Below are 26,551 nucleotides of genomic sequence, written 5' to 3'. Positions count from 1 at the left end.
ATGGCATCTATCGTTAAGAGAAAAAAGAAGTATTCTGTGGTTTATACATACACCGATGAGAACGGCAACAAGCGTCAGAAGTGGGAAACCTTTGAAACGAATGCCGAAGCAAAGAAAAGGAAGTTGCAGGTTGAATATGAGCAGGAGTCCGGAACCTTTATTCCCCCTTCTGCTAAAACCGTCAATGATCTTTTGGATGAGTATATGTCAATCTATGGTGTGAACACCTGGGCGATGTCTACCTATGAAAGCAGAAAGAGCCTGATTGCAAACTATATTCGTCCCCTCATCGGTGATATGAAGCTGGAGGATGTCACGCCGAGAATCATGGACAAGTATTACCGAGATTTGCTTTCTGTCAAAGCGGTTTCTTCTAAGTATGTAAAAGCCCGTACAGAATATCTGACTCCGCATACTGTCCGAGAGGTTCACAAGACATTGCGAAATGCTTTCAATCAAGCGGTCAAGTGGGAATTGATGACCAGAAACCCTGTGGAGCACGCTACGCTGCCGAAAGAAGAACACAAGACCAGGGATATCTGGACAGCAGAAGTGCTCCAGAAGGCTCTGGAAGCCTGTGACGATGATATTCTTCGTCTGGCTATTAACCTTGCCTTCTCCTGTTCCCTGCGAATGGGCGAGCTTCTGGGGCTTACCTGGGACTGTATTGACATTTCCCCCACCAGTATTGAACTTGGTCAGGCAAGCATCTTCGTTGAAAAGGAGTTGCAGAGAGTAAATCGTGAAGCGATGGCAGATCTGGACGGTAAGGACATCATGTTCAAGTTCCCACCGACCTTCGCCAGTACGCATACCGCATTGGTTCTCAAAACTCCTAAGACCAAAACAAGTGTCCGCAAGGTGTTCTTACCGAAAACCGTAGCGGAAATGTTGGTACAGCGAAAGGCTGACATCGAAGAACTGAAAGACCTTTTCGGTGACGAGTTCGTAGACTTCAATCTGGTTTTCTGTTCTTCCAATGGCAAGCCGATTGAGGGGCAGGTTATCAACCGTGCTTTCAATAAGCTGATTGAGGAGAAGGGACTGCCGAAAGTGGTTTTCCATAGTCTCCGACATTCCAGTATCACTTACAAGCTGAAGCTGAACGGCGGCGATATGAAATCCGTTCAAGGCGATTCCGGTCATGCACAGGTCAAGATGGTAGCGGATGTTTACTCCCATATCATCGACGATGACCGCAGACTGAACGCTGAAAGAATGGAAGCTGCGTTCTACTCAGGCAGACAGGCAACGCCTGAGCCGGTTCAACCAGCCGCAACGGAAAGCTCCGCTGATGATAAAGAACTTCTTCTGAAGCTTCTGCAAAATCCGGAAATGGCAGCACTCCTGAAGTCGCTGGCAAAAACATTATAGTAACTGCAAGGGCAGATCCTTTTACATAGCTACAATAGCTGTAAAAGGGTCTGCCCTTATTTTTTTGTTATGGAGGTCAACGAGTATGGATAGAATCTTTATGGACGAGTATTACGAGCATCTGAGAGCTGACAATATCGAGGCATTTTCCAAGGAAAGGAACGACGAATATGTTGGCAGAGCTGAGGAATACAAAGCAGCAAAGTCGGCATTGCTTGAAGGATTGGGACTTGAGCATTTGTTTGACCATAGCCATGAACTGACTCCGAAAGAGAAAGAAATATGGATGCTGTTCGATAGGGTTGATGTAGCAGAGCTTCTTGCAAGGGATGCTTTTGCCAAGGGTGCTTATATGCTCGGCGCTGAGGATAGAGAGATTATGCTGAAATAAAAAAAGACCTGCTTCGGCGGGTCTAAATTACATAGAATCATTGAGTCTGAAAAACCTTTGAAATTCTTAATAATTCTGGTTGAAAAATTCATTTTGAAATGATATATAAAACAGACTGAAATCTGTGTCTAAGGACACCCGCACCCTCACACGAGAATGAATAGGATTTCCTATCATTTCGCATCACGAGAAGTTACATAGTGACATTTACTTGCACTTGCAACGTCCACCAAAAATCGAAAGACTTGCTAATTTCGAGCCAATCGGACGGTGTAAAATCCCTCTGAATTAGCTATCACAGCGTAGTATCAGATGGGATTTGAAATGCTGAAAAACCTTGTATTTCCAAGCATTTTTAAGCATTAGATGCCACTTCCCGATGTCGTATCGGGTCTACTCCTAAGCGTGGGGTCGGAGGTTCAAGTCCTCTTTGGGACGCCAGCTAACAACGCCGAAAGCCTTTGTTTTCAAGGGTTTTCGGCTTTTTTCATCCCAACAGCTTCCCCTTACTGTGTCTAAATCATGGTTCTGAATTTTACTCCAAATTCTGATTTTTGACAAGCCCTAAAAAATCGAACTACTGTTATAAGACAAAAATTTCTGCTAATGATTAGCAGAAAAAAGGCTGTTTTTGCTAATGAAAATGCCCTTCCTGCTAATCAGCCCCAAAATCGTGCTAAAATTCTTGCTAATTGCAAAAGGCGGATGTTTTAAGTATCACCCCGTTATAGCAGATAAAATTGAATATTACCTCGTACATAGAGCGTCTATTTGCCCCGCATTGGGGATGGATAGACGCTCTTTTTTTATGCCCAAATCCACGGGTAAATCTAAAAAGATTGGAGGTTTGATTTTTGAGTAAGATTTCTTATTCCCCCGACAAGCCAAACGACTGCCGTTACTGCCATTTCTGGAGAAATAACAAAAAGGGCTGCTGTCTGGGTGAAGATAAATGCTACTACTTAATCTCTGCACCCCAAAAACCGAAGTCCGAATGTGATGGTTGCCCTTATGGTCGAGATCATCCCTGCATCGGTTGGTGTACCAAGAAGATTTTGAAGGAAGTGGGGGTGCGTTGATATGTATGAGTATGAGCGTGTCCGTTGCCAAAAGCCCAAAAGCTGTCGAGATTGTGAGTATCATCAACCTCGCTGGAGGTATCGTTCCTGTTATTTCGTCCGCTGTCCGTATGGATTAAAAGACACGACATTCCGCAGATCCCCTCTGAAAAAAGAAAATTTCCCGCAGAAAGAGGTGGTGAAAATGAGTGACGTATGATTACTTCTACGGTCAGCAATCTGAACTGTTCACATTCTATCGAGTTCCGAAGGTGTTATTCACGAACGAGAGATTTTGGAACATCTCTGCCGATGCCAAGATGTTGTACGGTATATTGCTTGATCGCATGAGTTTATCTGCCAGGAATGGATGGATAGATGAAAACGGTCGTGTATATATCATCTTCACAATCGACGAAGCAAAGTCGGCTTTGAACTGCGCTGAACAAAAGGCTATAAAGCTACTCAGCGAACTTGAGAAGAAAGCAGGATTGATCGAGCGAAAACGTCAGGGGTTGGGAAAACCCAATCTGATCTATGTGAAGAACTTTATTTCTGCTGTGGATTCACAACTCTTGAATTGTGAAAATCACAATTCTGGAACAATGAAAATCACAACTCAAGAACTGCCAAAATCACAATGTAATAATACTGATATTAAAAATACTGAATTTAGTGATACTGATCCTTTCCTTTCTTCCGTTTTTCACGGACAGGAAGCCGACGGGACCGGAGAGTTCACCCGGTATTATGAGTATTTTTACGATCAGCTTGAGATGGAATATCTGAAGCAGGACTTCCGGCATGATGAAGAAATTCTTGAACTGATTCTCAGACTTATCGTTGAAGTGATGTGCAGCAACCGTAAACAGATACGAATAGCCAGCGATGATAAGCCGGTAGAAATCGTCCGAAGTACCTTTATGAAACTGGATTCTGAACACATCAGGTTTGTAATAGATCGTTTCAAAGAGAACACAACAGAGGTTCGCAATATCAAGCAGTATCTACTTGCTTCGATATACAATGCCCCGTACACCATAGATGCCCACTATGATGCACAAGTAAGGCATGATATGGCTTCGGGAAAACTTGGAGGGAGGTGGTAAGAATTGAAGCAAATCAAAAGAAGAAAGCGAGGTGACAAGAATTGTCGAAAAAAGCGACCGTCATCGCAGTAGTAAACCAAAAAGGCGGCACGGGTAAGACAACAACCTGTGAAAACTTAGGTGTCGGATTGGCTATGGAGGGTAAAAAGGTTCTGTTAGTAGACACAGATCCCCAGGCATCCTTAACCGTCAGCCTTGGGAACCCATATCCTGATGAGTTGTCACCTACCCTTTCGGATATGATGGGAAAGATCATCACGGAGAAGCCGATTGCTCCAGGAGAAGGAATCCTGCGACATCCCGAAGGTGTGGACTATATGCCCGCCAATATCGAATTGTCTGGCTTGGAGGTTTCTCTGGTAAACGCCATGAGCCGAGAAACCATTCTCCGTCAGTACCTGGATACAGTCAAACAGAATTATGATTTCATCCTTCTGGACTGTATGCCCTCTCTGGGTATGCTGACTGTAAATGCGTTGGCAGCTGCCGACAATGTGCTGATACCTGTTCAGGCGGCGTATCTTCCCGCAAAGGGCTTGGAACAGTTGCTCGAAACCGTCAACAAGGTCAAAAGACAGATCAATCCCAAGCTGAAAATCGAAGGTATTCTTCTGACGATGGTGGACAGCAGAACAAATTATTCCAAAGACATCAGCAACCTTATCCGTGAAAGCTACGGTGGTAAGCTGAAGGTCTACAAGACAGACATTCCCCGTTCTGTCCGTGCAGAGGAAATCAGCGCCGAGGGAACCAGTATCTTTAAGCATGATCCCAAAGGCAAAGTTGCCGAAGCCTATAAAGTTCTGACGAAGGAGGTGTTACGCAATGCAGAAAAAAGGCGCAAACATCAGCTTGAAGGGGTACGATGATATTTTCTCAACAGACCAGTCACGAGCTGAAGCCAAGCAGGAACGAGTACAGGAAATTCCGCTTTCTGAGTTACACCCCTTTGAGGGACATCCGTTCCGAGTGGTAGACGATGAGGAAATGATGAAAACGGCTGAGAGCGTCCGAGACTTCGGTGTTCTTACTCCCGCTATTGTTCGTCCTGACCCTTACGGTGGCTATGAAATCATTTCCGGTCACAGGCGACATCGTGCATCTGAGCTTGCAGGTAAAGAGACTATGCCGGTCATTGTCCGTGACATGGATGATGATGCCGCTATTATTTTAATGGTCGATGCCAATTTGCAACGTGAAAGCATCCTTCCGAGTGAAAGAGCATTTGCGTATAGGATGAAGATGGACGCCATCAAGCACCAAGGGTCAAGGGCGGATTTAACTTCGTCTCAATTTGAGACGAAGTTGAGAAGTGACCAAATTGTAGCTGATGAAGCAGGTCAGAGTCGTGCAACAGTTCAACGCTATATCCGTCTGACAGAACTCATTCCCGAACTGTTGGATATGGTGGATAACGGACAACTGAAATTCAATCCTGCGGTAGAACTCTCCTATCTTGCGAGAGAAGAACAGCAGGATTTTCTTTCTGCCATGGACTATGCCCAGACTACGCCTTCTCTTTCACAGGCACAGAGAATAAAAAAACTCGCTCAGGAGGGCGAGTGTACTCTGGATGCTATGTGCGACATTATGAATGAAATCAAAAAGGAGGAACAAGGCAAGGTAACTTTCAAAACGGATGCCCTGAGAAAATATTTCCCCAAATCCTATACCAACAAGCAGATGGAGGATAAAATCATTCAGCTGCTTGAGCAATGGCAGAAGAAACGAGAAAAATCTATGGAAAGGTAAGGTGATAACCGATGTTTAGCGAAAAAGAAATGAGTAAGGCAATCGACTGGCTGTTTGAACTGTTTGAACCCGATGATTACGAGGGTTATGATGAGGAAGAAATCGGCTATGCCGGTGGGCTTTGTATGCCTGAGGTATGTATTGCTCTGAGAGGGGCTATGCAGACTGTATATCAGTATTCTGTTGATGGCGGCTATGATAAGTCCTTTGACTATCGAGGTCTGGAACTTTTCAATCAGAGAGCCTGTTTGCTTATCTCTGATGTGGATCAGGCCGTTTTGGACTGTGCAAAGATCATGTACGAAACAGAACTGTGGTTCTTAGAGGACATGAGTTTTGCAATCGTTCGCTGCGTAACTATGTTTGTCGGCCCTGATGATACTGGTTACACTTCTGACTATCGTGTATTCAAGAAACAGGTTGAAAGCCGAGATGATCTGTTCTTTACGCCTGAGGAACTGATTGAGGAATTGGAATCCATGTGCGTATCTCAGTGGGAGCATGAAGCGACTATTTATGAACTGTAAGAGGTTCGTGGATGGTCGCTTTTCTTATTTTCAAAGAAATGGAGGTAACGCAACTTGAAGGAATACGATGTAAAAATCACCGAGACCTTGGAAAAGACGGTAACGGTGGAAGCTGAATCCCGTGATGCTGCGGAAGAACAGGTTAAAGCTGCCTACTACAATTCCGAGTATATTCTGGATGCCGAGAACTTTACCGGCGTGGAGTTTGGAACTGAAGCAGAGCGTGAGATTCAACATGAACAGGCTCCCATGATGGATGTGCTTCTGATTCGCCCTAATATGTATCCCCAGCCCGTGCAGATTGGCTGTGAGTTGGAGGATTTACAGAAAGCTGTGGGTGGTGACATTCAAGCGGTCTATCCCTACGAAGATCCTGTTGCCCTTATCATGGACGATGATGGCAAGATGATGGGAAAAGACCTGAATCGTGCCTTGCGTGATGAAGATGGCAATATGTACGACATTGTTGCCGGTGATTTTCTGGTAGTAGGTCTGGGTGAGGAAGATTTCAGTTCCCTTTCCCCCGAGCTGATGAAGAAATATGAAGAACACTTCCATCAGCCTGAAATGTTTGTCCGTCTGGGGCGCAGTATCATGGCTATGCCTTTGCCTGACGATAAGGTGAAGAAAGCTGATGCACCCGCCAAAGATGCTCCCATTCCGCATAAGAGTAACCACGACAGAGATTCACTGTAAGGAGGGACTATGGAAAAAAGAGGTTCCACTATTGCGGATTTGATGGAACGCCGCCGCATTCTGGACGGTGCAAAAGAATACAAGGGTCACACCTATCTGGATTTGGCTCGTTTCGATGAAAACACCAAGCACATGATTATCTTCGATGTACTGACACACAATTCCCCTGTTGGAGATAAGGGAGAACGAACCCGCCTGTTTCTGGGGGAGGTTGGCTATCAGAAAGCTCTGGAACATCAGAAAGCCGGTGACATCAAGATTATCAGCCATGCGGCAGTTGCCAAGGGCAATCTGTATTACGACCGCAGAGATATGGCACGATGACCCTCACTCTACTGCTTGCAGGAGGTGATGATTCATGCAGGAAGAAGTTGAAAACAGGACGATAAATCTCGCTATCAGCACAACGAAGCTGACTGGACGAACTATCGTCGCCGGTATTCGCAAGTATTTGCAGCACCGAGAAAAAGCAAAGGCGATGAAAGCAAAAGACCCCGCTGTTCACGGAAAACAGTCTGTGAAACAGCTGTTATCTCAGAATCAGGGTGCCACTAATGTCGAGATCGACAAAAGCGGTATTAAGGATTTTGAACGACTCGCCAAGAAATACGGCGTGGACTTTGCCGTAAGAAAAGATAAGTCCGTTGATCCTCCCCGTTATCTGGTCTTTGTCCGATCCAAGGATGCAGATGCCCTGGATGCTATCTGCAAGGAACATCAGGCGAGGGCTTTGACGAAGGATAAGAAACCGAGCGTTCTGGCACAGCTGAAAAAGTTCAAAGAGATTGTCGCTGCTATTCCTAAGAAGGTTCGAGAAAAGAAACAGGAGCGTGATTTGTGATGAAGAATGTAAACATCAAAAAGCTCCTGATCCTGAATATCCCGTATATCCTGTTGGGACTGTTCGCAACCAACTTGGGTGAAGCGTGGCGATTAGCCGAGGGTGCAGATATGTCTGCAAAACTCCTCGGCTTTTTTGATACCTTCATGGTGGCTCTGAGCAATCCTTTACCGAGCTTTCATCCTCTGGATTTGGTGGTCGGTATCATCTTCGGTGCGGGATTGCGCCTTGCTGTCTATATGAAAGGCAAGAACGCAAAGAAGTACCGTCATAACGAAGAATACGGCTCTGCCCGTTGGGGTACTGCCAAAGATATTGAGCCGTTCATGGATCAGAAGTTTGAGGACAACATTATCCTGACCAAGACGGAAAGGCTGATGATGTCCAATCGACCGAAGAATCCCGCTAATGCCAGAAATAAGAACGTACTGATTATCGGTGGTTCAGGTTCAGGTAAAACAAGGTTCTGGCTGAAACCTAATCTGCTCCAGATGCACAGCAGCTATGTGGTCACAGACCCCAAGGGCAGTATCGTCATTGAGTGCGGAAATGCCCTGTTGAAGCACAACTACAACATCAAGATTTTCAACACCATCAACTTTAAGAAGTCGATGCACTACAACCCATTCGCCTATATCCACTCAGAGAAAGACATTCTGAAACTGGTGACTACGCTGATTGCGAACACCAAGGGCGATGGTAAAGCCGGTGACGAGTTCTGGACGAGTGCGACTCGTTCGCAGACGGTAAAAAGTCTGCGCACGAGCAACGGTTTTCCGTTGTTCGGAGAACTGGTAGTTTGATAGGTGGAATGACGGGGTAACGCTCTGAAACGCCTACCCTTGATGGGCGTGCATTGGCTGTAATGGCTTGTGTACGAAGCCCCATGACAAAGGCTGAGAGTAACCGTAACCACTGCCTAAAGTGGTCGAAAGCGGTCTGGAGGCAGACTGTGTTACCTATAAGCCGAGGGTCTACAAGATACCTATGGTTAGAATGTTCGCTTTGGCGGGCGGACTGACGAACCTGCGAATGTACAGGTCTAAAAGAAGACCACGCAGAAATGCGTGGGTGCGTTAAAGCGCAGTCGGTGTGGTTTAGTAGAAATTTGCCCTACGAACGACCATGCTGTGTTACAGGCACAGGCAAGCCGGCAGGTCTATAGCAGGAACCTAAGGGTATGTATGTACAGATAGAACTATCGGAACGAGGAAAGGCAGCAGATTCCGCAAGGAATAGTCTGGCGAAGAACAATAAGCAGACGAACTGTTGCTGAAAAGTAGTGATTGAACCTGTGAAACTCTTGTAATGAGAGTGGAGGAATGGTCACAAGTCGGTTGGAATAAGCAGGCATTATTCAATCCAACATAAGGATTCGAGTAAGACCAAAAGGGTCACTTTCGCAAAAGGAGGTGATGCCTTATGCCAAAGAAAAGCAAAAATCTATGTGTAGATGATTTACGACACGCCGAGTATTACGGTATGCAACCATCCTTTGACGAACTTTATCGCCGAAGTATGGACGGAGATACTTTTACCGACCTTATGGATATGATACTTAGTCGGGACAACATTCTTCTGGCATATCGAAACATCAAAGCAAACGGAGGAAGCTACACAGCAGGAACAGACAACAAAAACATCAGTGACATCGGGTGTTTGCCGCCCGAAACAGTTGTTGAGAAAGTGAGGTTTATTGTCACAGGAAGTCAGCACGGATACCGTCCAAAGCCGGTCAGACGCAAAGACATTCCAAAACCAAACGGAAAAACTCGCCCGTTAGGCATTCCCTGTATCTGGGACAGACTGATACAGCAATGTATCAAGCAGGTTCTGGAACCAATCTGCGAAGCAAAATTCAGCGATAACAGTTATGGATTTCGTCCAAACCGTTCCGTTGAACACGCAATGCAGAGAACCTACACCATGCTCCAACGCATGAATCTGCACTATGTGATTGAGTTTGACATTAAAGGCTTTTTCGATAATGTAAATCACAGTAAGTTGGTGCGGCAAATATGGGCATTGGGAATACATGATAAGCAGTTGATTTTTATTATCAAGCGGATTCTGAAAGCACCGATTAAAATGCCGGACGGCTCTACTATCATTCCAGACCGGGGCACGCCGCAGGGTGGTATCATTTCACCACTGCTTGCCAATATCGTGTTGAATGAGTTGGATAAATGGATAGAGAGCCAATGGCAGAACCACCCACTTGTAAAGGAATACGGGTATGAGAGAAAAATCGGAAACTCGATTACTTTTGACCGGAGCAAAGCATTTCTCAAAATGAGGAAAACGGGTCTGAAAGAAATGTATATCGTGCGGTATGCAGATGATTTTAGAATCTTCTGTCGGAACAAAGAGGACGCTCTGAGAACAAAAGAAGCTGTAACGGAGTGGATAACCGAGAGGTTGAGGCTCGAAGTATCGCCGGAGAAAACAAGGATAGTCAATGTCAGAAAACGCTATTCAGAATTTCTCGGATTCAAGATACGGGTCAGACCGAAAAGCAATAAGTACATCGTGCAATCCCACATCTGCGACAAAAAGTTAGAGCTGGAACGCCAAAAACTGGTGGAGCAAGCAAAACGAATTGCCAGACCGTCCGAGGGAAAAAGACCTTTGGACGAAATACGGATATACAATTCAATGGTTCTTGGAATACAGAATTATTATCAGCTTGCTACCTGTATCAGCATTGATTGCAGGAAAATCCATAGGCAGGTTATGACGGTTTTAACAAATCGGCTCAATACAGAAACCGGGTGCAAACTTGTTCGTGAGGGCGGCACTATGACCCAGAGCGAAAAGGAACGGTTTGGAAAGTCGGCAATGGTGCGGTATGTATCAGGAATCGACCAACCAATCTACCCTATTGCTTACATCAAGAACAAGATACCAATGGCGAAGAAAACGGCAGTATGCAGTTACACGGCTGACGGGCGGGCATTGATACACACGAACCTAAGTCTAAACTCATTTGTTCTGACTGGTTTGAGAAGCCAACCGTCTGGTGGTCGAAGCACAGAACTCACAGACAGCAGGATTTCATTATTTTCTGCTCAGCGTGGAAAATGTGCATTATGCGGAGAACTTTTTGAAAATGCGGCTGAAATAGTATGTTGGCTAAAAACTCCGGCAGAAATGGGCGGTAAGGAACGCTATCAGAATATGATTTTGTTCCACGAGAGATTTCTTCCGCTTCTGCAAGATTGTCCGCAAAATGAGCTGAAAGCGATAGCTGATACTTTCAAGGCGACAAAGGAACTGATGTTAAAAGTGAACAGTTTGCGTGAGCAGGCTGGTTTGTCAGCAATAGAAATATAATATTTTCATTTGGAGATTGATTAAATGCTTGTGAAAACAACCGATGGAACGCCGGATGCGGTGAAAGTCGCATGTCCGGTGTGGAGTGGGGGAAAATCCGGCGATAACCTCAAAGGATTACCTATCACTATAAGCAGAAACACTTCTGTACTGCGCCCTGATCGGCTATATCCACTACGAAGCTCCGGTTGAGGAACAGAACTTCTCAACTCTGATTGAGTTCTTAAACGCAATGGAGGTGCGTGAGGACGATGAGGAGTTCCAAAACCCTGTTGATCTGATGTTTGAAGCTCTGGAAAAGAAAAAGCCAAATCATTTTGCGGTTCGTCAGTACAAGAAGTACAAACTGGCTGCCGGTGATATATGCTCTAAGTGACTTCTTAATCATGATTTTGTCATGGTTAGTGAAGCAATCACTTAGAGCATTTTTGTTTCAGGAGGTACAGCTATGAGAAACGAAAAAATCACCCCACTGTACGAGCGCCTGAGCCGGGACGATGAGTTACAGGGCGAGAGCAATTCCATATCCAACCAAAAACAGATGTTAGAGGATTTTGCCCGCCGGAATGGACTGCCAAACCCTACGCACTTTACCGATGACGGTATCTCAGGCACCCGTTTTGACCGCCCTGGATTTTTGGCGATGATGGAGGAAGTGGAGGCAGGGCGTGTAGAGGCAATCGTCATCAAGGACATGAGCCGGTTGGGGCGCGACTATCTGAAGGTCGGTCAGGTCATGGAGGTTTTGCGGCAGCGTGGAGTTCGGCTGATCGCCATCAACGACGGTGTGGACAGTCTGAAAGGCGATGACGATTTTACCCCGTTCCGCAACATCATGAATGAATTTTACGCCCGTGATACCAGCCGGAAAATCCGCTCTGTGTTTAAGTCAAAAGGCATGAGCGGTAAGCACCTGACAGGCACCGTGATTTACGGCTACTTGTGGGATGAAAAGCGGGAACATTGGCTGGTAGATGAGGAAGCCGCCGAAGTGGTACGCCGTATCTTTTCCCTCACGCTGGAGGGATATGGGCCTTATCAGATCGCCTGCAAATTATCCGCAGACCGGATTGAAATTCCTGTCGTACACCTTGCCCGCTTCAACGAGGGTGTGAACCGTTCAAAGCCGGTCAAAGACCCCTATGGATGGGGATCATCTACCATCGTGAACATTTTGAAAAAACGAGAGTATTTGGGGCACACCATCAATTTCAAGACCCGCAAGCACTTTAAGGACAAGAAAAGCCACTATGTTTCTGAGGACGAGTGGACGATCTTTGAGAATACCCATGAAGCCATTATCGACCAGCAGACCTTTGATCTGGTGCAGAAAATCCGCAGCAATGTACGGCGTTATCCAAACGGCTGGGGCGAAGCAGCTCCCCTCACAGGCTTACTCTATTGTGCCGATTGTGGCGGCAAGATGTATGTCCACCGCACCAACAATGGCAAGCGGATTTCTCAATATACCTGTTCCAATTATACCAAAGTTCCGTGTGGGACACTATGCCTTACACAACACCGTATCAATGAGAGTGCTGTTCTGACATTGGTTTCCGACACACTCCGGGCTATCGCTGAATATTCGAGAAATGACCGGACGGAATTTATTCACACTGTTCAGGAGACGCAGGTTGCTCAACAGAGTGCCGATATATCGAAAAAGCGCAGGCGTCTGGCTACTGCCCAAAAGAGAGCCGGAGAACTGGAAAAACTGATTTGCAAAATCTATGAGGATAACGCCCTCGGCAAGCTGCCGGATACACGATATAAGGCGCTTGATGCACAGTATGCCAAAGAGCAGGACACACTTGAGATTGAAATTGCGGAGTTGGAAAAGGCTGTTACCGGCTATGAGCAGAGCCAGAAATCAGCAGAGAAATTTATAGCCCTGATTGATAAGTACGAGAATTTTGACACGCTGACAAATACCATGCTCAACGAGTTTGTAGAGAAAATCCTTGTCCATGAACGCTCCCGAAAAGGCAGTCAGGATACCACGCAGGAAATTGAAATCTACTTTAATTTTTTAGGACGCTATATTCCACCATCCTTACAGCCGGTTCCTTTAACCACGGAGGAACAGGAAGAACTGCGGAAAAAAGAAGAACGCAAGGACAGGCTTCATCAGAACTATTTGAAGCGGAAAGCCAGCGGCGCACAAAAACGATATGAGGACAAAATCAAGGCGAAGAAAAAAGCGGAAATGGACGCTAAGAAATCCCTGATCCGGGCTGAGGACATGAAAAAAGGCGTTTATTCTACTGTTAGCCAGCTGCCTAAAGAAGAACCGCGCAAAGGCAGCATAGCAGCCAGCGCAGCGGTTTAACCATCACGGAGCAAAGGAGCATGAATATGAATAAGTTGACTTACATTCGTTGTGGAGATTATGATATACCCAACCTAAAACTTTCTGAACAGCCGGAAACTTCTATCGGCAAGTACGGCAGGATGCGAAAATCCTACCTGAAGGAACATCGTCCTATTCTCTACAACCAACTGCTGATGAGCGAGAAGTTGTATCCACACCTGTTAGAGATTGACCGGACAGCGCAGGAGCGTATGGACACCATGTTACCTCACATGATGGAGGCTGCGGGTGTCACGGAGGAACTGAAAGCCTGTGATCCTATGCGTTGGGTGGGGCTGATGAACACATTAACGGCACAGATTGAGGAAATTTTAATCAGGGAACTGATTTGCAGCTGAATGGGAGGTGCGGGAAATGCTGACCTTTGAAAAGGTTTTGAAAGTGTTTCAGGCATATCTGGATGATGATCCTCTGTATGAGGTGGTGCAGACCAGCCACGGTTATACATTGATGGCATGGGAACCTCACCGGAATGACTGGTACAGCGCCGAAATACAGAAAACTCCGGAGGATTTACGGAACGCTTTGTTGGGTACATACGCCAACTTTCTGGAAGATAAGATTACCGGAAATGACCGCGAGCTGACTGTGACAGAAACCGGAGAAATCCAGCAGAGGTGCCGGGAACTTTGGGAAAAGTGCCGGGAAACTTGATATAGAAACGCCAGAAGGAGGCCGCGATTATGCGTCCTCCTTCTGCTTCGCAGTGTGTTCCATTTTGAGCGCCCCGTCTATGGCACCTTCGATAATCGGCAGGTATTCTTCAGGGCAAAGCTTCAGCTTGTGGCTGACCCGTTGCCGCTGTTCGCTTTCTTCCCGCATGATCTCCGGGTTAAAATACCGTTCCACAGGAAGTCCGCAGATCTTAATCAACTGGATCATCACAGGCAGGCTCGGAATCGCACCTTGATTCTCAATGTTGGCAAGATACCGCCATTCAATCCCAACCATTTCTGCCAATGTTTTTCGTGCCAGACGCTTTGCCTCTCGTGCGGCTTTGACATCTGCGCCGAAGGTTTCAAAACCGGGACAATCTTCAACTTTCGCCATATAACATCACCCGGTTACATTGTATAATTCATACTTTGCCCGTGGAATGTTGCTATATGCAGGTTAGTTGAAGTTTATAATTCATATTTCGTTTCTTGCATTGTTCGAGAAAGAGAACTATAATATATCCTATGGAGGTGCGAAATGGACTATATGACATTGAAAGAGGCCGCCGAGAAATGGGGCGTAACACCTCGTAGGGTAAATTATTATTGCGCCGGAGGGCGTATCCCCGGCGCTGTGAAAATGGCTGGTGTTTGGCTTCTCCCAAAAACTGCGGAGAAGCCGATTGATGGTCGGACAAAACAAGGAAAGGAACTGCGCCATGAATAAAATTTTGATTATAGATGATGACAGAGAACTGTGCGCTTTGATTAAACGCAGCGTACAATCGGAACATATAGAAGCTGATTTTTGTAATACCGGAAAAGAGGGCTTGCAGAAATTAAAAGACCAGGAGTATCAGCTTGTGGTGCTGGATGTGATGATGCCCGGTATGGATGGTTTTGAAACGCTGGAAGAAATCCGCAAAGAGAACAGCCTGCCGATTTTGATGTTTACATCCAAAAATGACAGCATTTCTAAAGTGCGGGGATTACGGGCTGGGGCGGACGATTATCTGACAAAACCGTTTGATATGGACGAACTGATTGCCCGAATTGTTTCTCTCATTCGCCGCTACACTCGCTTTAATCAGCAAGCCGGAGCTGTGCAAAAACTGGATTTTGACGGATTGCAGATTGACCTTGAAAATCGTTCTGTTACGACGGCAAACGGCACTTTTGAACTTCCGCCAAAGGAATTTGATCTGCTCCTGTACTGTGCAAAGCATCAAGGAAAAATTTTGACCAAACAGCAGATTTATGAGGAAGTATGGGGTGAAGAATATTTCTATGACGACAGCAACATTATGGCGATCATCAGTCGGCTTCGTAAAAAATTAGAAGTCAATCCTTCAAGCCCAAAGTATATACAAACGGTCAAAGGGATTGGCTACCGGTTTAATAAGGAGGTGTAGCCAGCATGGAAATCATCGTTTTCTTGTCCGTTGTGATTGCTATTGGGGCTGTGTTGACTTCCATTGTTTTAGTTCAGCGTGTAAAAAAACAAATAGCAGAAATGACCAATGTGTTGGTTGATGTGAAAAACGGAAATGGCAATCGGCGTATTCTGTCTGCAACAAATGAACTGACAGCCCCTCTTGCCTATGAAATCAATGAGATCGTTGTGGCCTATGAAAGCAGACTTTCGATTGTCCGGCAGACAGAGGAAACCAACCGCCAGCTTATGACGAGCCTTTCCCATGATGTCCGGACACCCCTTACCACTCTGATTGGGTATCTTGACGCCGCACACAAAGGGCTTGTCACGGGAAAAGACCGGGATGACTATATCGAAACCGCCCGCCGGAAGGCCCACGATCTGAAAGAATATATTGATGTGCTTTTTGACTGGTTCAAGTTAAATTCCAACGAGTTTGCTTTGGAGATCCAGAGCCTTGAGGCCGCAGAGCTGACAAGAAATATCCTGATCGACTGGATACCGATTTTTGAGGATAAACAGGTTGATTATGACATTGATATTCCTGAACAGCCTGTCCGGGTAAGATTGGATATGGACAGCTATATGAGGATCATCAATAATCTCATTCAAAATGTAATTGCTCACAGCCATGCGGACAAAATTAAAATTGCCCTGTCAAAGCAGGGAAATCACATGGAGCTGCTGCTGGCGGATAATGGTGTAGGGATTGAAAAAGACGATTTGAAACACATTTTTGAACGGCTTTATAAATGTGATAAAGGACGCTCCGAAAAAGGTAGCGGACTTGGCCTTTCTATTGTCCATCAGCTTGTAGAAAAGATGGGTGGAAGCATAACAGTTGAAAGTTTTCCGGGAGAAGGAACTGAATTTATGTTGCTTTTTCCTTTGGAGATTTAAGCGGGTTCCCGTCTTTATGGCGGGAACCTTTGTCATTTTTGCCGGATTTCAAATTGCAAGGTTAATGCAAGGTTGCGGCAAGGTTAATGCAAGGTTGGCGTGATAGAATACCTTACAGAACAGGAGGTTTTGAATATGGATACAAATTACATCATTGAAACAAAAAATCTGACGAAGCAATACGGCTCTCAAAAGAGTGTGGCTGACTTAAATATCCATGTGAAGCGTGGGAGAATTTATGGTCTGCTGGGCAGAAACGGAGCCGGAAAAACCACTACCATGAAAATGTTGTTGGGCTTAACGAAGCCGACTTCCGGGGAGGTCAAAATCTGGGGAAAGTCTTTACAGGGGAATGAAAAGAAGTTGCTGCCCCGTATTGGCAGTCTGATCGAGTCCCCCGGCTTTTATCCCAACCTGACCGGCACAGAGAACCTGCGTATCTTTGCTACCCTGCGGGGCGTACCAAACAATCATGCCATCAAAGACGCTCTGGATCTGGTAGGACTGCCCTACAAAGATAAAAAGCTCTTTTCACAGTATTCTCTTGGTATGAAGCAGCGGCTTGCCATCGCTCTTGCTGTTATGCACGATCCGGAACTTTTAATTTTGGATGAGCCGATCAACGGTCTCGATCCCATCGGTATTGCAGAAGTACGCTCCTTTATTCGGGAGCTTTGCGACGCAAGAGGAAAAACCATTTTGATTTCCAGTCACATTCTTTCGGAGATTTCCTTGCTGGCTGACGATATTGGAATTATCGACCACGGAGCATTGCTGGAAGAAGAAAGCCTTGCTGAGCTGGAGCAAAAAAGCAGTAAGCATATCCGTTTTACGCTTTCGGATACTGCACAGGCGGCAAGAATTTTGGAACGCAATTTCCATGAAAATCATTTCTCTATACAGGACGACCACAATCTGCGCCTGCACAACCTTGATCTGCCTGTTGGGAAAATTGTAACTGCCTTTGTAGAAAACGGATTGGAGGTATCGGAGGCGCATACTTGTGAAGAAAGTCTTGAAGATTACTTCAAGCGTGTGACAGGGGGCGAAGGAATTGCTTAAACTAATCAAATGCGAATTTTTGAAATTGAAACGGAAGAAATTTATTCCGCTGATTATTCTGGCTGCTTTCCTGTTTCCAATCCCGCTGACTTATCTGATGACAACGCCTTCTATGATGGAGCGATATACGGATCAGGCAGATGCTTTTGATGGACTTTTTAATATGGTGCTGGGGTATGGTATCCAGTTTTTACTGCCCTGCATTATCGGAGTGATTGCCGCTATCCTGTTCTTTATGGAACGCGACAACGATACATTCAAAAATCTGCGTACAATTCCCGTAACCAGTACGCAAATGGTACTTGCAAAGATTATTGTCCTCTTTCTCTTTGGAATTATCTTTTGTGTAGCTTCTACGCTGGCAACAATTCTCTGTGGATTTGGAACATTAGAAGTTTATGGAATAGGCTATAAATTGTTTTTAGCGGTTGAAACAGGAATTTTCATTACGGCAGGAACACTCCCGTTGATTGTCCTTGTTGTCTTTTTTAGTAAGACCTATGTTTTTTCCATTTTACTGTGTGTCTTTTACAGTGTTCTGAACATGAGTGCTACTGCATTGTTTGACACACTGCCTAAAACCATGTTATGGCTTCTGCCCACGCCGCTGACTACATTTTGGAGTGCAGGAGATATGGCGGCTCATGGAATAAAAATGGACTTGGAGCAAATGGCAGGGCTAATTCCTTCAACATTTCAAGTTGTATTCATTCTTGGGATTATGGCATTAGTTTCGTTCTTACTGATTGACAGATTATATAAACAGAGGGGGGAATAAACATGGTTCGCATTGTAAAAACAGAATTTTATAAATTGAAAAGGTATCATATCCTTTGGGCGGGCGTTGCGCTCATGCTCCTATCCGTCCTGCTGACCTTGTTTACCTCTATGGCGAATGATGGTTCCGTTTGGGATTTCGCCTATCTTACAGAACAGGTCATCAAAAACAATATGTCCATGATTTTTCCGATGTGTATCAGCCTAATTGCTGGATATATGATTTCTCGTGAGCAGACGGATGACACATTGAAAAATATTCTGACTGTGCCGATCTCTTTTAAGAAACTGCTGACCGGAAAATTGATTGTGTGCGGCGTATTGTCTATTATTTTCGGGCTGATATGCAGCCTGTTTACAATCATAGCAGAAATGATTGTGGGATTTCCCGGCTTTGAAATTTCCTTAGCACTAAAAGCAATCTTGCAGATTACCGCGGTTAATTTCTTTTTATACCTTGCGGTTCTACCGATTATCGCTCTTACTTGTCGGAGGGCAGGTAGCTTTTTAGTCGGTGTAATCATTGCTTTTGTCTATGGATATGGAGGGATGTTTGCCGCAGGAAATATGACATTAGCAAACCTTTATCCGATTACCGCAAGTCTCGGAATGGTAGGCTACCGTAGCTATGATACCGCAGTCAACTGGAATATCGGAACCTGTTCTTGCAGTCTTGTGCTTGCTGTCGTTATTTCTGCCATCTTGATTTTGTGCATGAAAGAGCGAGAAGCAACCCAAACAAAGAAAAAGGCCAAAAAGGTAGCACCAAAGAAAGGCTGGTGATGATTTTATGAAGAAAACAGTTTTAGCATTGGCATTTGTTCTTTTTGGAAGTTTTATGCTTTCTGGCTGTTCAAAAGATGAAATTCTCGATCATTATAATAATATCGTTCAGTCGGCTGGAACCATAGAGCTTACAGGAAAGTTATCTTTGGAAGGAACAAAAGAAAAAGGGATCGATGATTATACGGGAACTTATACGGCTGATTATGAGAATTTTTCAGATACAGAGTATGTGTTCGGAGGAACTTCCATAAAAAGAGAAGCCGGTAAGGAGCTGTCTATTGACTGCACTTTGGAGGTTACGGAAGGTACTGCAAAAGTATTTTGGATTTCTGGATCGGATGAAGCAGTCACTTTGATTGAAACAACCGGAACTTATAGTGACACAATTACACTTCCTGATGGTGGAAATTATATCGGCATTGAGTGTGAGGACTTTACTGGAAACATTGAATTGAATATTGAATAACATTCTGCCGCACGACGGCAAAAGAAAAAAGCCGTCGTACAGCAGACACATTTCCACGCGCCTATGAAGCGGCGGCTTTGAGAAGATCAGAGCCGCCGTTTCTTTTCGTCTATCCCAATCTAACGACGACCTAACACCGTGTAAATCCACGGCGGCACATAGGAGGATTGCCGCCGTGTCTATTTTTGCCTTTTTTCACAGTCCCCATGACCTGCACCAGCTAAAAAAAGCCTGTTCCCAGCAGCGGAGCAATGCGGTCAGAAGTATGCACTATACCATGTAACTAAACAGCAAAATATACTCTATTACGCTCGTATGGCTTTATGCCGTCCGGGCGCTTTTTTGTCCCTATGGAGCCGAAACATCGGGCCAGCATGGCCCGAACCCTGGCCCCAGTGCCGTTCTCCGCCGCCCCATTCAGATTTACCAAAAAAATCTGAATGGAGGAAAGACAGATGGAAGTTACCATCAATTATAACGGACAAGCTGTGGCCGTGGAGGTTACGCTGGAAGTCTATGAATTTCTTGACCGGGCCGATCATAAAACGGAGAACCTGTTCCATGAACAGCGGCGGCATTGGGATGGCCGGGAGTTTGACGAGTACATCATTACCACCGAGGGTGTAGGGGTCTACGGCGAAACGCCGGAGGAATACCTTTGCCGCATGGAAACGCTGCATGAGCTGATGGCTGTTCTGGACACCTGTACCGAGGCCCAGCGCCGCCGGTTCCTGCTCTATGCGCTTGACGGGCTGAGCCTTGCAGAGATTGGTGTGCTGTGCGGCTGCTCCAAAGTGGCTGTGTATCAAAGTGTGGAGGCGGTCAGAAAAAAATTTATAAATTTCTTTGAGAACAGGCTTAACGAATGACCTGTTTTCTGGCTACCAAGTGAAAGGGATCATTTCCCTTATCTCAGCGAGGGGCGGACAGCGGACGAGCTGTCCGCCTCTCCGATTTTCAGGAGGTAAGCCTATGAAAACAATCAATCTGCGGTGGATGTATCCCCACTACCGGCATGACGAGTTTGTGGATGTTACGGACGAGGTATGGGCAGCGATGTATCAGGCCAAGCGGGAGATGGAGAACTATGAGCGTCGGAAAGTCTACCACCGCGCCTACTACTCTCTGGACGCATACAGCTGGCTGGAAAATTACGCACTGGAACACAGCAGATCGCCGGAAGATATTTTGCTGGAACGAGAAGAAATGACCACCCGCCTATACCTAATTGCAGCTTTGCCGGTGGCTCTGGCTCATGCCACTCCGACACAGGCCCGCCGTGTTCACGCCTACTACATTGCTGGTATCAAGCAGCCGGAAATCTCTCGGATAGAGGGCGTCCACAGCAGCAAGGTCAGCGTTGCCATCCGTCGAGGTCTGCGGAATATGCGCCGCTGCTATGATGGCTTTTTCCAAACAGAGTGAGGGCATGCCTATGCAGACCATCAATCTCAAACAATATTATCCATTTTGCAAAGAGGACATTTTTGTGGAGGTGTCCGATGAGATCGTCGAAGCGTTTCTTCTGGACAAGAGAGCCGAGGCCGCCAGAGATCGCAAGATGTTCCGGTATAAGGCGTTTTATTCCCTCGATTGTAACGATGGAATCGAAAATGCCGCCATCGGCTGGGCGCAGCCATCGCCGGAGGACTACCTGATAGAAAAAGAAGAATTAGCCGAATACGAAGAACTGATACGGCGATTGTATGAAGCCATTTCCTCCCTGCCGCCTATGCAGGCTCGCCGTGTTCACGCCCGCTATATGCTGGGTATGAAAGTGAAAGATATTGCCGCAATGGAGGGTATCACGCCAGCACAGGCGGGAAAATCCATCCATGCCGCACTGCGGAGACTGCGCCGGTACTTTGCTCGACAGAAATGGACGGTCAATCTATGAGTATTTCCAAAGAAAAGAGGTGCCTGACATGAACGAAAAAATTACAGCCCACCCACAAAAAGAAGAACGGGAGGAAGTCCTGAAGGAGATCCGGCAGCTTGAAAACCGCAAGAAGATTTTGGAGAACAAGCAGCGGAACGAAGAACGCAGGGTTCGCACCCGCCGCCTGATTGAGCGCGGAGCCATTTTGGAGGGGATTTTCCCACTGGCTTCCAACCTTTCCGGCGCAGAGGTCAAAGCATTTCTGATTACCCTGTCCCATCTTCCGGGGGCTGCGGAATTAACTGCAAACCTGCCAAAATCCGGGGACACGCCATAAGTCCCTTGTTTACAAGGGCGCACTTATACACCGTTGCCGGTGCTGTGCGCCCTGCCGGGGGCGTTGCGTACTTCGTCCGCGATGGGAAGCTACGCTCCCCAAACCCCTTGTGCGCTCTGCGCAGTCGTCGGACACCCGCTTTGCGTTTGTCCGGCTCCACAGAGCCTGCTATCCCCCTCACTGAAAGGAGGTGTTCCCCATAGATTTCTGTCATATCCCCGTCAGTATCATCAAGCGCAGCGCAGGCCGTTCTGCCGTTGCCGCAGCTGCTTACCGCAGCGGAACCAAGCTGACAAATGAATGGGATGGAATGACCCACGACTACACCCGGAAAGGCGGCATTGTCCATGCGGAGATCATGCTGCCTGCCCACGCCCCGCCAGAATTTGCAGACCGTTCTATCCTCTGGAACAGCGTGGAGCAAATCGAGAAAGCAAGGGACAGCCAGCTTGCCCGTGAGATCGAGGCAGCCCTGCCCCGTGAACTGTCCGGCGAACAACAGCTTGCCCTTGTGCGTGCCTATGTGAAGGACAATTTTGTAGACAAAGGAATGTGCGCCGACTTTGCCATCCATGACAAGGGAACCGGCAACCCTCATGTCCATATCATGCTGACGCTCCGGCCTCTGAAAGAAAACGGACAGTGGGGCGCAAAGTGCCGCAAGGCATACGATCTGGACGAGAATGGACAGCGTATCCCGGATGGGAAAGGCGGCTGGAAAAATCATCGGGAGGATACGACCGACTGGAACGATAAAGGAAATGTGGAGATTTGGCGGGCAGCGTGGACAGCCTACACCAACCGGGCGCTGGAATCTGCCGGTAGACCGGAGCGCATTGACCACCGCAGTTACAAGCGGCAGGGCATTGATAAAATTCCCTCTGTCCATCTGGGGCCAGCTGCCAGCCAAATGGAAAAGCGCGGTATCCGCACCGACAAGGGGGAAGTAAACCGACAGATCGTCGCCGACAACAAACTGCTGAAAGAAATTAAAGCCCGCATTACCCGTCTTTATCGCTGGTCGAAAGACGAAGCGGAAAAACCACAAACACAGCAAAGCAGCTTGACTGCTTTGTGGGAGGCCCAGCAGCAGTTGAACACTCCCCGCACCCGCACCGGCAAAATCCGGGCTTTGCAGGAAAGCGCTGCACTATTCAGCTTTTTACAGGCAAACGGCATCCAGTCTATGCAGCAGCTTCATGAAAAAATCGCTGATATGAACAGCCGTTACTATGACCTTCGCGGAAAGATTGTCAAGGCTGAGCGCCGGATCGCCATTCTTACCGAACGCGGGGAGATGTGGGAACAGTACAACCAGTACAAGCCCATCCACAAACAGCTTGCCAAAGTAAAGCCGGAAAAGCGGGAACAGTTTGAGCAGCGCCACAGCCGGGAACTGATCCTGTATGACGCAGCAGCCTGGTATCTGAAAGAACTGAAAGACAGCGGCGAGGGGATCACCCCGAAGGCATGGCAGCGGGAGATCGACCAGCTGACCGCCGGAAAGCAGACGGACACGCTTGCCATGAAATCCATGAGGGAGGATTTGAAAGCAGTGGAACGGCTCCGCAAAACCGCCGAGCAGCTGTCCCGACAGGAAAGGGACAAGTCTCACGACCGTGGGCCGGAGCGGTAAAGGCTACCGCGTTTTGGCGTACCCCTGTCAAGTGTGTCGCGTTTCACGACATACCTTTGCATACAGAAAAACCGCCGTACAGGTTTCCCCATACGGCGGCAGACTGTTTATTTGCCGAACAAGTCGCTGTGTGTGCCGGTGCGGGCCAGCGTCAGCACCAGAACATCATCCTCTATGCGGTAGACAAGCAGCCAGTCCGGGAGAATATGACATTCCCGATGGCCTGCCCAATCGCCGGACAGGTCATGGTCGCGGTTCTTATCCGGCAGCGGTTCGCCCATTGCCAGCAATGCTACGACCTGCTCCAGCAGCTCAATCTTCAAGCCACGCTTTATGGCTCGTTTGTAGTCTTTTTTGAAACTGGTCGTGTACTTGACGGTATATTTGGTTTCTTTCATCTTTTCAGGTCAGCAAACAACTCGTCAAGGTCATTGTAGCCCTTTACAGACGGGTCTTTTGCAATCCTTTCCGCTTCCAGCATGGCAGCAACCGTTTCTTTGTTCGGCTGTTCCAGCCTTACCTCAAAGGGAATGCCGCCTTCACGAAGCGACTGGCGCACAAAGATGTTAAACGCCGTAGTCAGGTTCATGCCAAGTTCAGTAAACAGTGCGTCCGCCTGCGCTTTCAAATCTGCGTCCATGCGGATACTGATGTTTGTGGTATTTCCAGCCATACGATCAACCCCTTTCTGCTGGCAATTATAGTATATGCCATTTGCACGAAGAAAACAATACTTTGCACGAATATTTAACAATAAATTCATTCGAGGAGGTTACACGCTTTATGAAAGAAATCATTTATGAAGAACAACAAGACTGAACCTATCCCTGTCATGGATTACCGCCAGTACCGCAGAGCGCGGAGGCTGGTGCATGAGTGCTGTAACTACATTGACGGAAACTGTATCGCCCTGGACGATGGGGAGGAATGCATCTGTGTCCAGTCCATTTCCTACTCCCTGTTGTGCAGGTGGTTTCGGGCGGCGGTATTGCCGCAGGATAAGGAACTGGAAACGGCGCTGTTCCACCGACTGAATGCTAAGAAATGCGCTGTATGTGGGGCGCTGTTTACCCCCGGTTCTAACAGGGCCAAATATTGCCCGGAATGTGCCGCGCGCATGAAGCGGATCAACGCCGCAAAGCGCAAGCGGAAACAACGGGAGAAATGTCACGCTTTAGGGGCTGAAAAACCCTTGTAAATCAAGGCTTTTTTCGAGGGTGTCAAAGGCAGGCTGATAGATTTATCCTCTGACTCCTAAAATAGCCTTAAAATGCGTACAGAATCCCAAGAGAATCCCCAAGGAGGAACCCTATGTCAGACAATCGAAAATATTATTACCTGAAACTCAAAGAAAACTATTTTGACGATGATTCTATCGTGCTGCTGGAAAGTATGCAGGACGGTGTGCTGTATTCTAACATTCTGCTCAAGCTGTATCTGAAATCGCTGAAACATGGCGGGCGGCTCCAGCTTGACGAGGACATGCCTTACACGGCGCAGATAATCGCCACCATCACCCGCCAGCAGATCGGCACTGTGGAGAGAGCCTTGCAAATCTTTTTGAAGCTGGGTCTTGTGGAAGTGCTGGACAGCGGCACATTCTACATGAGCAACATCGAACTTTTAATCGGCCAGTCCTCTACCGAGGCTGAGCGAAAGCGGGCTGCAAGGCTTCAAAATAAGGCTCTTTCTGCGCTCCGGACAAGTGGCGGACATTTGTCCGACATTCGTCCACCAGAGATAGAGATAGAGTTAGAGAAAGAGATAAAGATAAAGAGAGAGATAGAGAAGGTACGCCCTGAAATGGGGCACCCTTCCCACACCTATGGCCGTTACCAGAATATTTTCCTGACGGATGAAGAACTGGCTGACTTGCAGGCCAGTTTTCCTGCTGTATGGGAACAGTACATCGAAAAACTGTCCGAGTACATGGCTTCTACCGGCAAGCGTTATCAGAGCCATGCAGCGACCATCCGGCGCTGGGCCGGTGAGGACGCTAAAAAAACTGTCACACCCTCACGCAACCGGGATTACAGCGTAAAGGAGGATGAAACTGTATGATTGAGATTACCGCAGAAATCCGGGCGTTCATCGACAAGGCAGCTGCCGGTGTGGAATTGGCTGAGGACGAGTATATAGACTTGTCAGACGGGCTCATTCACTGTAAGAAATGCGGCGGCCAGAGGCAGACCGTTGTGCCATGCTTTGGGAAATCCGGCTACTTTATGCCGCGTTGCATCTGCCAGTGCCAGCGGGAAGCTGAGGAGCAGCGCAAGGCTGCTGAAGAACGGCAGCGCCGTATGGAGCGTATCAAACGCCGAAAGGCACAGGGCTTGCAAGACCGTTATCTGTACGACTACACATTTTCCAATGATAACGGGCAAAACCCATTGATGGACAAGGCTCATGCCTATGTGGAGAACTGGAAAGAGGCATATAAGAGCAATATCGGGCTTTTGCTGTTTGGAGATGTGGGAACCGGCAAGTCTTTTTTCGCCGGATGTATTGCCAACGCTCTACTTGACCAGGATGTGCCGGTGCTGATGACGAACTTTCCCACCATTCTGAACCGCCTGACCGGGATGTTCGCTGAGGACAGGTCGGAGTTTATTGCCAGCTTTGATGAGTATGACTTGCTTATCATTGACGATTTGGGTGTAGAGCGCAGTACCGAATATGCTATGGAGCAGATGTTTTTCGTCATTGACAGCCGCTATCGCAGCCGCAGACCCATGATTATCACAACAAACTTGAAACTGTCCGAGCTGAAAAACCCGCCTGATCTGGCCCACGCCCGTATCTATGACCGTATTTTGGAACGGTGTGCGCCGATCCTCTTTGACGGGAAGAATTTTCGGGAAGAAAATGCCGGTGCTACCCGACAGACAGCAAAAGACATTGTAAACAGTAAGCACGACTGATTTTTTACCGGGCGGCACAGACCCGTTCGGAGAAAGGAGCGCCATGAACAAAGAACCCCGTACTATGCAGGTGGCAGACGCCGTTACTGCGTCCAGAGCGCCGGAAAACACGCCGGCGATGGTAAAGAAAATCGGTAAGACGACCTACAAGGTTCATGTCCATTTCAGCAATACCAGCACAGAAACCATGAGCGATAAAATCAAGCGTATGCTCAAAAATGAAATTCAGCAGATGTGACAGACT

At 47.1% G+C, this 26,551-nt stretch carries 33 protein-coding genes and 2 pseudogenes; 32 read left to right on the top strand and 3 right to left on the bottom strand.

What is annotated here, in order from left to right; genetic code table 11:
* The 16 genes and pseudogenes from BQ5375_RS04950 (at position 1) to BQ5375_RS04860 (ending at position 14,106) form a co-directional block, all read left to right on the top strand.
* The gene (locus BQ5375_RS04950) at positions 1–1,374 is read left to right on the top strand and encodes a site-specific integrase (protein WP_002304423.1); all 1,374 of its coding nucleotides are present in this window, start codon (positions 1–3) and stop codon (positions 1,372–1,374) included.
* Between the two features lie 85 nt (positions 1,375–1,459).
* Complete coding sequence (locus tag BQ5375_RS04945; protein WP_002304425.1) at positions 1,460–1,765, top strand: hypothetical protein; 306 nt, start codon at positions 1,460–1,462, stop codon at positions 1,763–1,765.
* 854 nt (positions 1,766–2,619) lie between these two features.
* Entirely contained in the window at positions 2,620–2,844 is a 225-nt protein-coding gene (locus tag BQ5375_RS14180) for a hypothetical protein (RefSeq protein ID WP_076917531.1), read from the top strand.
* A 188-nt stretch (positions 2,845–3,032) separates the two neighbouring features.
* Entirely contained in the window at positions 3,033–3,932 is a 900-nt protein-coding gene (locus BQ5375_RS04925) for a DUF6017 domain-containing protein (protein ID WP_076917529.1), read from the top strand.
* A 41-nt stretch (positions 3,933–3,973) separates the two neighbouring features.
* Positions 3,974–4,801 (top strand): ParA family protein, encoded by an 828-nt coding sequence (locus BQ5375_RS04920; RefSeq protein WP_076917528.1) that lies wholly within the window; start codon positions 3,974–3,976, stop codon positions 4,799–4,801.
* Complete coding sequence (locus tag BQ5375_RS04915; RefSeq protein ID WP_076917527.1) at positions 4,758–5,684, top strand: ParB/RepB/Spo0J family partition protein; 927 nt, start codon at positions 4,758–4,760, stop codon at positions 5,682–5,684. Before BQ5375_RS04920 ends, BQ5375_RS04915 begins: the two co-directional genes overlap by 44 nt.
* An 11-nt stretch (positions 5,685–5,695) precedes the next feature.
* Positions 5,696–6,211: a hypothetical protein gene (locus BQ5375_RS04910; protein WP_076917526.1), complete on the top strand. Its 516-nt coding sequence runs from the start codon at positions 5,696–5,698 to the stop codon at positions 6,209–6,211.
* Between the two features lie 54 nt (positions 6,212–6,265).
* Complete coding sequence (locus BQ5375_RS04905; RefSeq protein WP_076917525.1) at positions 6,266–6,907, top strand: DUF3846 domain-containing protein; 642 nt, start codon at positions 6,266–6,268, stop codon at positions 6,905–6,907.
* 9 nt (positions 6,908–6,916) lie between these two features.
* Entirely contained in the window at positions 6,917–7,231 is a 315-nt protein-coding gene (locus BQ5375_RS04900) for a DUF5720 family protein (RefSeq protein ID WP_076917524.1), read from the top strand.
* 34 nt (positions 7,232–7,265) lie between these two features.
* Positions 7,266–7,748 carry a PcfB family protein gene (locus BQ5375_RS04895; RefSeq protein ID WP_076917523.1) on the top strand — a complete coding sequence of 161 codons (483 nt, stop codon included), beginning with the start codon at positions 7,266–7,268 and terminating at the stop codon, positions 7,746–7,748.
* A pseudogene (locus BQ5375_RS04890) lies at positions 7,748–8,479 on the top strand (type IV secretory system conjugative DNA transfer family protein); the annotation flags it as partial. The gene BQ5375_RS04895 and the pseudogene BQ5375_RS04890, both read left to right, overlap by 1 nt.
* Before the next feature lie 691 nt (positions 8,480–9,170).
* On the top strand, positions 9,171–11,081 hold the full coding sequence (gene ltrA / locus BQ5375_RS04880) for a group II intron reverse transcriptase/maturase (protein WP_076917521.1): 1,911 nt from the start codon (positions 9,171–9,173) through the stop codon (positions 11,079–11,081).
* Positions 11,082–11,214: 133 nt separating this feature from the next.
* Positions 11,215–11,439 (top strand): annotated as a pseudogene (locus BQ5375_RS14650) (VirD4-like conjugal transfer protein, CD1115 family); the annotation flags it as partial.
* Between the two features lie 90 nt (positions 11,440–11,529).
* Complete coding sequence (locus tag BQ5375_RS04870; RefSeq protein WP_007860261.1) at positions 11,530–13,410, top strand: recombinase family protein; 1,881 nt, start codon at positions 11,530–11,532, stop codon at positions 13,408–13,410.
* A gap of 26 nt (positions 13,411–13,436) precedes the next feature.
* Positions 13,437–13,790, top strand: a complete 354-nt coding sequence (locus tag BQ5375_RS04865) for a TnpV protein (RefSeq protein ID WP_007860259.1) — start codon at positions 13,437–13,439, stop codon at positions 13,788–13,790.
* A 16-nt stretch (positions 13,791–13,806) separates the two neighbouring features.
* Positions 13,807–14,106, top strand: coding sequence for a hypothetical protein (locus tag BQ5375_RS04860; RefSeq protein ID WP_007860257.1), 300 nt, complete (start codon positions 13,807–13,809; stop codon positions 14,104–14,106).
* A gap of 27 nt (positions 14,107–14,133) precedes the next feature.
* Here the strand turns inward: BQ5375_RS04860 and BQ5375_RS04855 are convergent, their stop codons facing one another.
* A complete protein-coding gene (locus BQ5375_RS04855; RefSeq protein ID WP_007860255.1) occupies positions 14,134–14,502 on the bottom strand; it encodes a helix-turn-helix transcriptional regulator in 369 nt (122 codons plus the stop codon).
* A 144-nt stretch (positions 14,503–14,646) separates the two neighbouring features.
* Here BQ5375_RS04855 and BQ5375_RS04850 point away from each other — a divergent pair, with 144 nt between their 5' ends.
* The 12 genes from BQ5375_RS04850 (at position 14,647) to mobQ (ending at position 23,386) form a co-directional block, all read left to right on the top strand.
* Positions 14,647–14,835, top strand: coding sequence for a helix-turn-helix domain-containing protein (locus tag BQ5375_RS04850; protein ID WP_007860253.1), 189 nt, complete (start codon positions 14,647–14,649; stop codon positions 14,833–14,835).
* Positions 14,828–15,520, top strand: coding sequence for a response regulator transcription factor (locus BQ5375_RS04845; protein WP_007860251.1), 693 nt, complete (start codon positions 14,828–14,830; stop codon positions 15,518–15,520). Before BQ5375_RS04850 ends, BQ5375_RS04845 begins: the two co-directional genes overlap by 8 nt.
* A gap of 5 nt (positions 15,521–15,525) precedes the next feature.
* On the top strand, positions 15,526–16,443 hold the full coding sequence (locus BQ5375_RS04840; RefSeq protein WP_076917520.1) for a sensor histidine kinase: 918 nt from the start codon (positions 15,526–15,528) through the stop codon (positions 16,441–16,443).
* A gap of 135 nt (positions 16,444–16,578) precedes the next feature.
* The gene (locus BQ5375_RS04835) at positions 16,579–17,505 is read left to right on the top strand and encodes an ABC transporter ATP-binding protein (protein WP_007860248.1); all 927 of its coding nucleotides are present in this window, start codon (positions 16,579–16,581) and stop codon (positions 17,503–17,505) included.
* Entirely contained in the window at positions 17,498–18,283 is a 786-nt protein-coding gene (locus BQ5375_RS04830; protein WP_076917519.1) for an ABC transporter permease, read from the top strand. Before BQ5375_RS04835 ends, BQ5375_RS04830 begins: the two co-directional genes overlap by 8 nt.
* A 2-nt stretch (positions 18,284–18,285) precedes the next feature.
* A complete protein-coding gene (locus BQ5375_RS04825) occupies positions 18,286–19,065 on the top strand; it encodes an ABC transporter permease (protein ID WP_076917518.1) in 780 nt (259 codons plus the stop codon).
* Between the two features lie 7 nt (positions 19,066–19,072).
* Positions 19,073–19,534 (top strand): hypothetical protein, encoded by a 462-nt coding sequence (locus BQ5375_RS04820; RefSeq protein WP_007860242.1) that lies wholly within the window; start codon positions 19,073–19,075, stop codon positions 19,532–19,534.
* Positions 19,535–19,989: 455 nt separating this feature from the next.
* Positions 19,990–20,403, top strand: coding sequence for an RNA polymerase sigma factor (locus tag BQ5375_RS04815; RefSeq protein WP_007860240.1), 414 nt, complete (start codon positions 19,990–19,992; stop codon positions 20,401–20,403).
* 103 nt (positions 20,404–20,506) lie between these two features.
* Entirely contained in the window at positions 20,507–20,959 is a 453-nt protein-coding gene (locus BQ5375_RS04810; protein ID WP_021413289.1) for a sigma-24, read from the top strand.
* A 10-nt stretch (positions 20,960–20,969) separates the two neighbouring features.
* Positions 20,970–21,431, top strand: a complete 462-nt coding sequence (locus tag BQ5375_RS04805) for an RNA polymerase sigma factor (protein WP_007860238.1) — start codon at positions 20,970–20,972, stop codon at positions 21,429–21,431.
* A gap of 28 nt (positions 21,432–21,459) precedes the next feature.
* Entirely contained in the window at positions 21,460–21,750 is a 291-nt protein-coding gene (locus tag BQ5375_RS04800) for a DUF3847 domain-containing protein (protein ID WP_007860237.1), read from the top strand.
* A gap of 190 nt (positions 21,751–21,940) precedes the next feature.
* A complete protein-coding gene (mobQ, locus tag BQ5375_RS04795) occupies positions 21,941–23,386 on the top strand; it encodes a MobQ family relaxase (RefSeq protein WP_076917517.1) in 1,446 nt (481 codons plus the stop codon).
* Between the two features lie 107 nt (positions 23,387–23,493).
* On the opposite strand, the gene BQ5375_RS04790 is transcribed toward mobQ, so the two are convergent.
* Together BQ5375_RS04790 and BQ5375_RS04785 are read right to left on the bottom strand one after the other, a co-directional pair.
* A complete protein-coding gene (locus BQ5375_RS04790) occupies positions 23,494–23,784 on the bottom strand; it encodes a type II toxin-antitoxin system YafQ family toxin (RefSeq protein WP_002596328.1) in 291 nt (96 codons plus the stop codon).
* Positions 23,781–24,059, bottom strand: coding sequence for a type II toxin-antitoxin system RelB/DinJ family antitoxin (locus BQ5375_RS04785; protein ID WP_005924829.1), 279 nt, complete (start codon positions 24,057–24,059; stop codon positions 23,781–23,783). The genes BQ5375_RS04790 and BQ5375_RS04785 overlap by 4 nt, the downstream gene beginning before the upstream one ends.
* A gap of 126 nt (positions 24,060–24,185) precedes the next feature.
* Here BQ5375_RS04785 and BQ5375_RS04780 point away from each other — a divergent pair, with 126 nt between their 5' ends.
* The 4 genes from BQ5375_RS04780 (at position 24,186) to BQ5375_RS04765 (ending at position 26,545) form a co-directional block, all read left to right on the top strand.
* Positions 24,186–24,584 (top strand): cysteine-rich VLP domain-containing protein, encoded by a 399-nt coding sequence (locus BQ5375_RS04780; RefSeq protein ID WP_007860226.1) that lies wholly within the window; start codon positions 24,186–24,188, stop codon positions 24,582–24,584.
* Positions 24,585–24,697: 113 nt separating this feature from the next.
* A complete protein-coding gene (locus BQ5375_RS04775; protein ID WP_021413286.1) occupies positions 24,698–25,447 on the top strand; it encodes a phage replisome organizer N-terminal domain-containing protein in 750 nt (249 codons plus the stop codon).
* On the top strand, positions 25,444–26,307 hold the full coding sequence (locus BQ5375_RS04770) for an ATP-binding protein (RefSeq protein WP_007860224.1): 864 nt from the start codon (positions 25,444–25,446) through the stop codon (positions 26,305–26,307). The genes BQ5375_RS04775 and BQ5375_RS04770 overlap by 4 nt, the downstream gene beginning before the upstream one ends.
* A gap of 43 nt (positions 26,308–26,350) precedes the next feature.
* Positions 26,351–26,545: a transposon-encoded TnpW family protein gene (locus tag BQ5375_RS04765; protein ID WP_002596333.1), complete on the top strand. Its 195-nt coding sequence runs from the start codon at positions 26,351–26,353 to the stop codon at positions 26,543–26,545.
* The last annotated feature ends 6 nt before the right edge of the window (positions 26,546–26,551 follow it).

This window comes from Negativibacillus massiliensis (assembly GCF_900148495.1).
Taxonomy (GTDB): domain Bacteria; phylum Bacillota; class Clostridia; order Oscillospirales; family Ruminococcaceae; genus Negativibacillus; species Negativibacillus massiliensis.
Note: the sequence above shows the minus strand (reverse complement) of the source record. Positions and strands in the feature narration are given on the sequence as shown.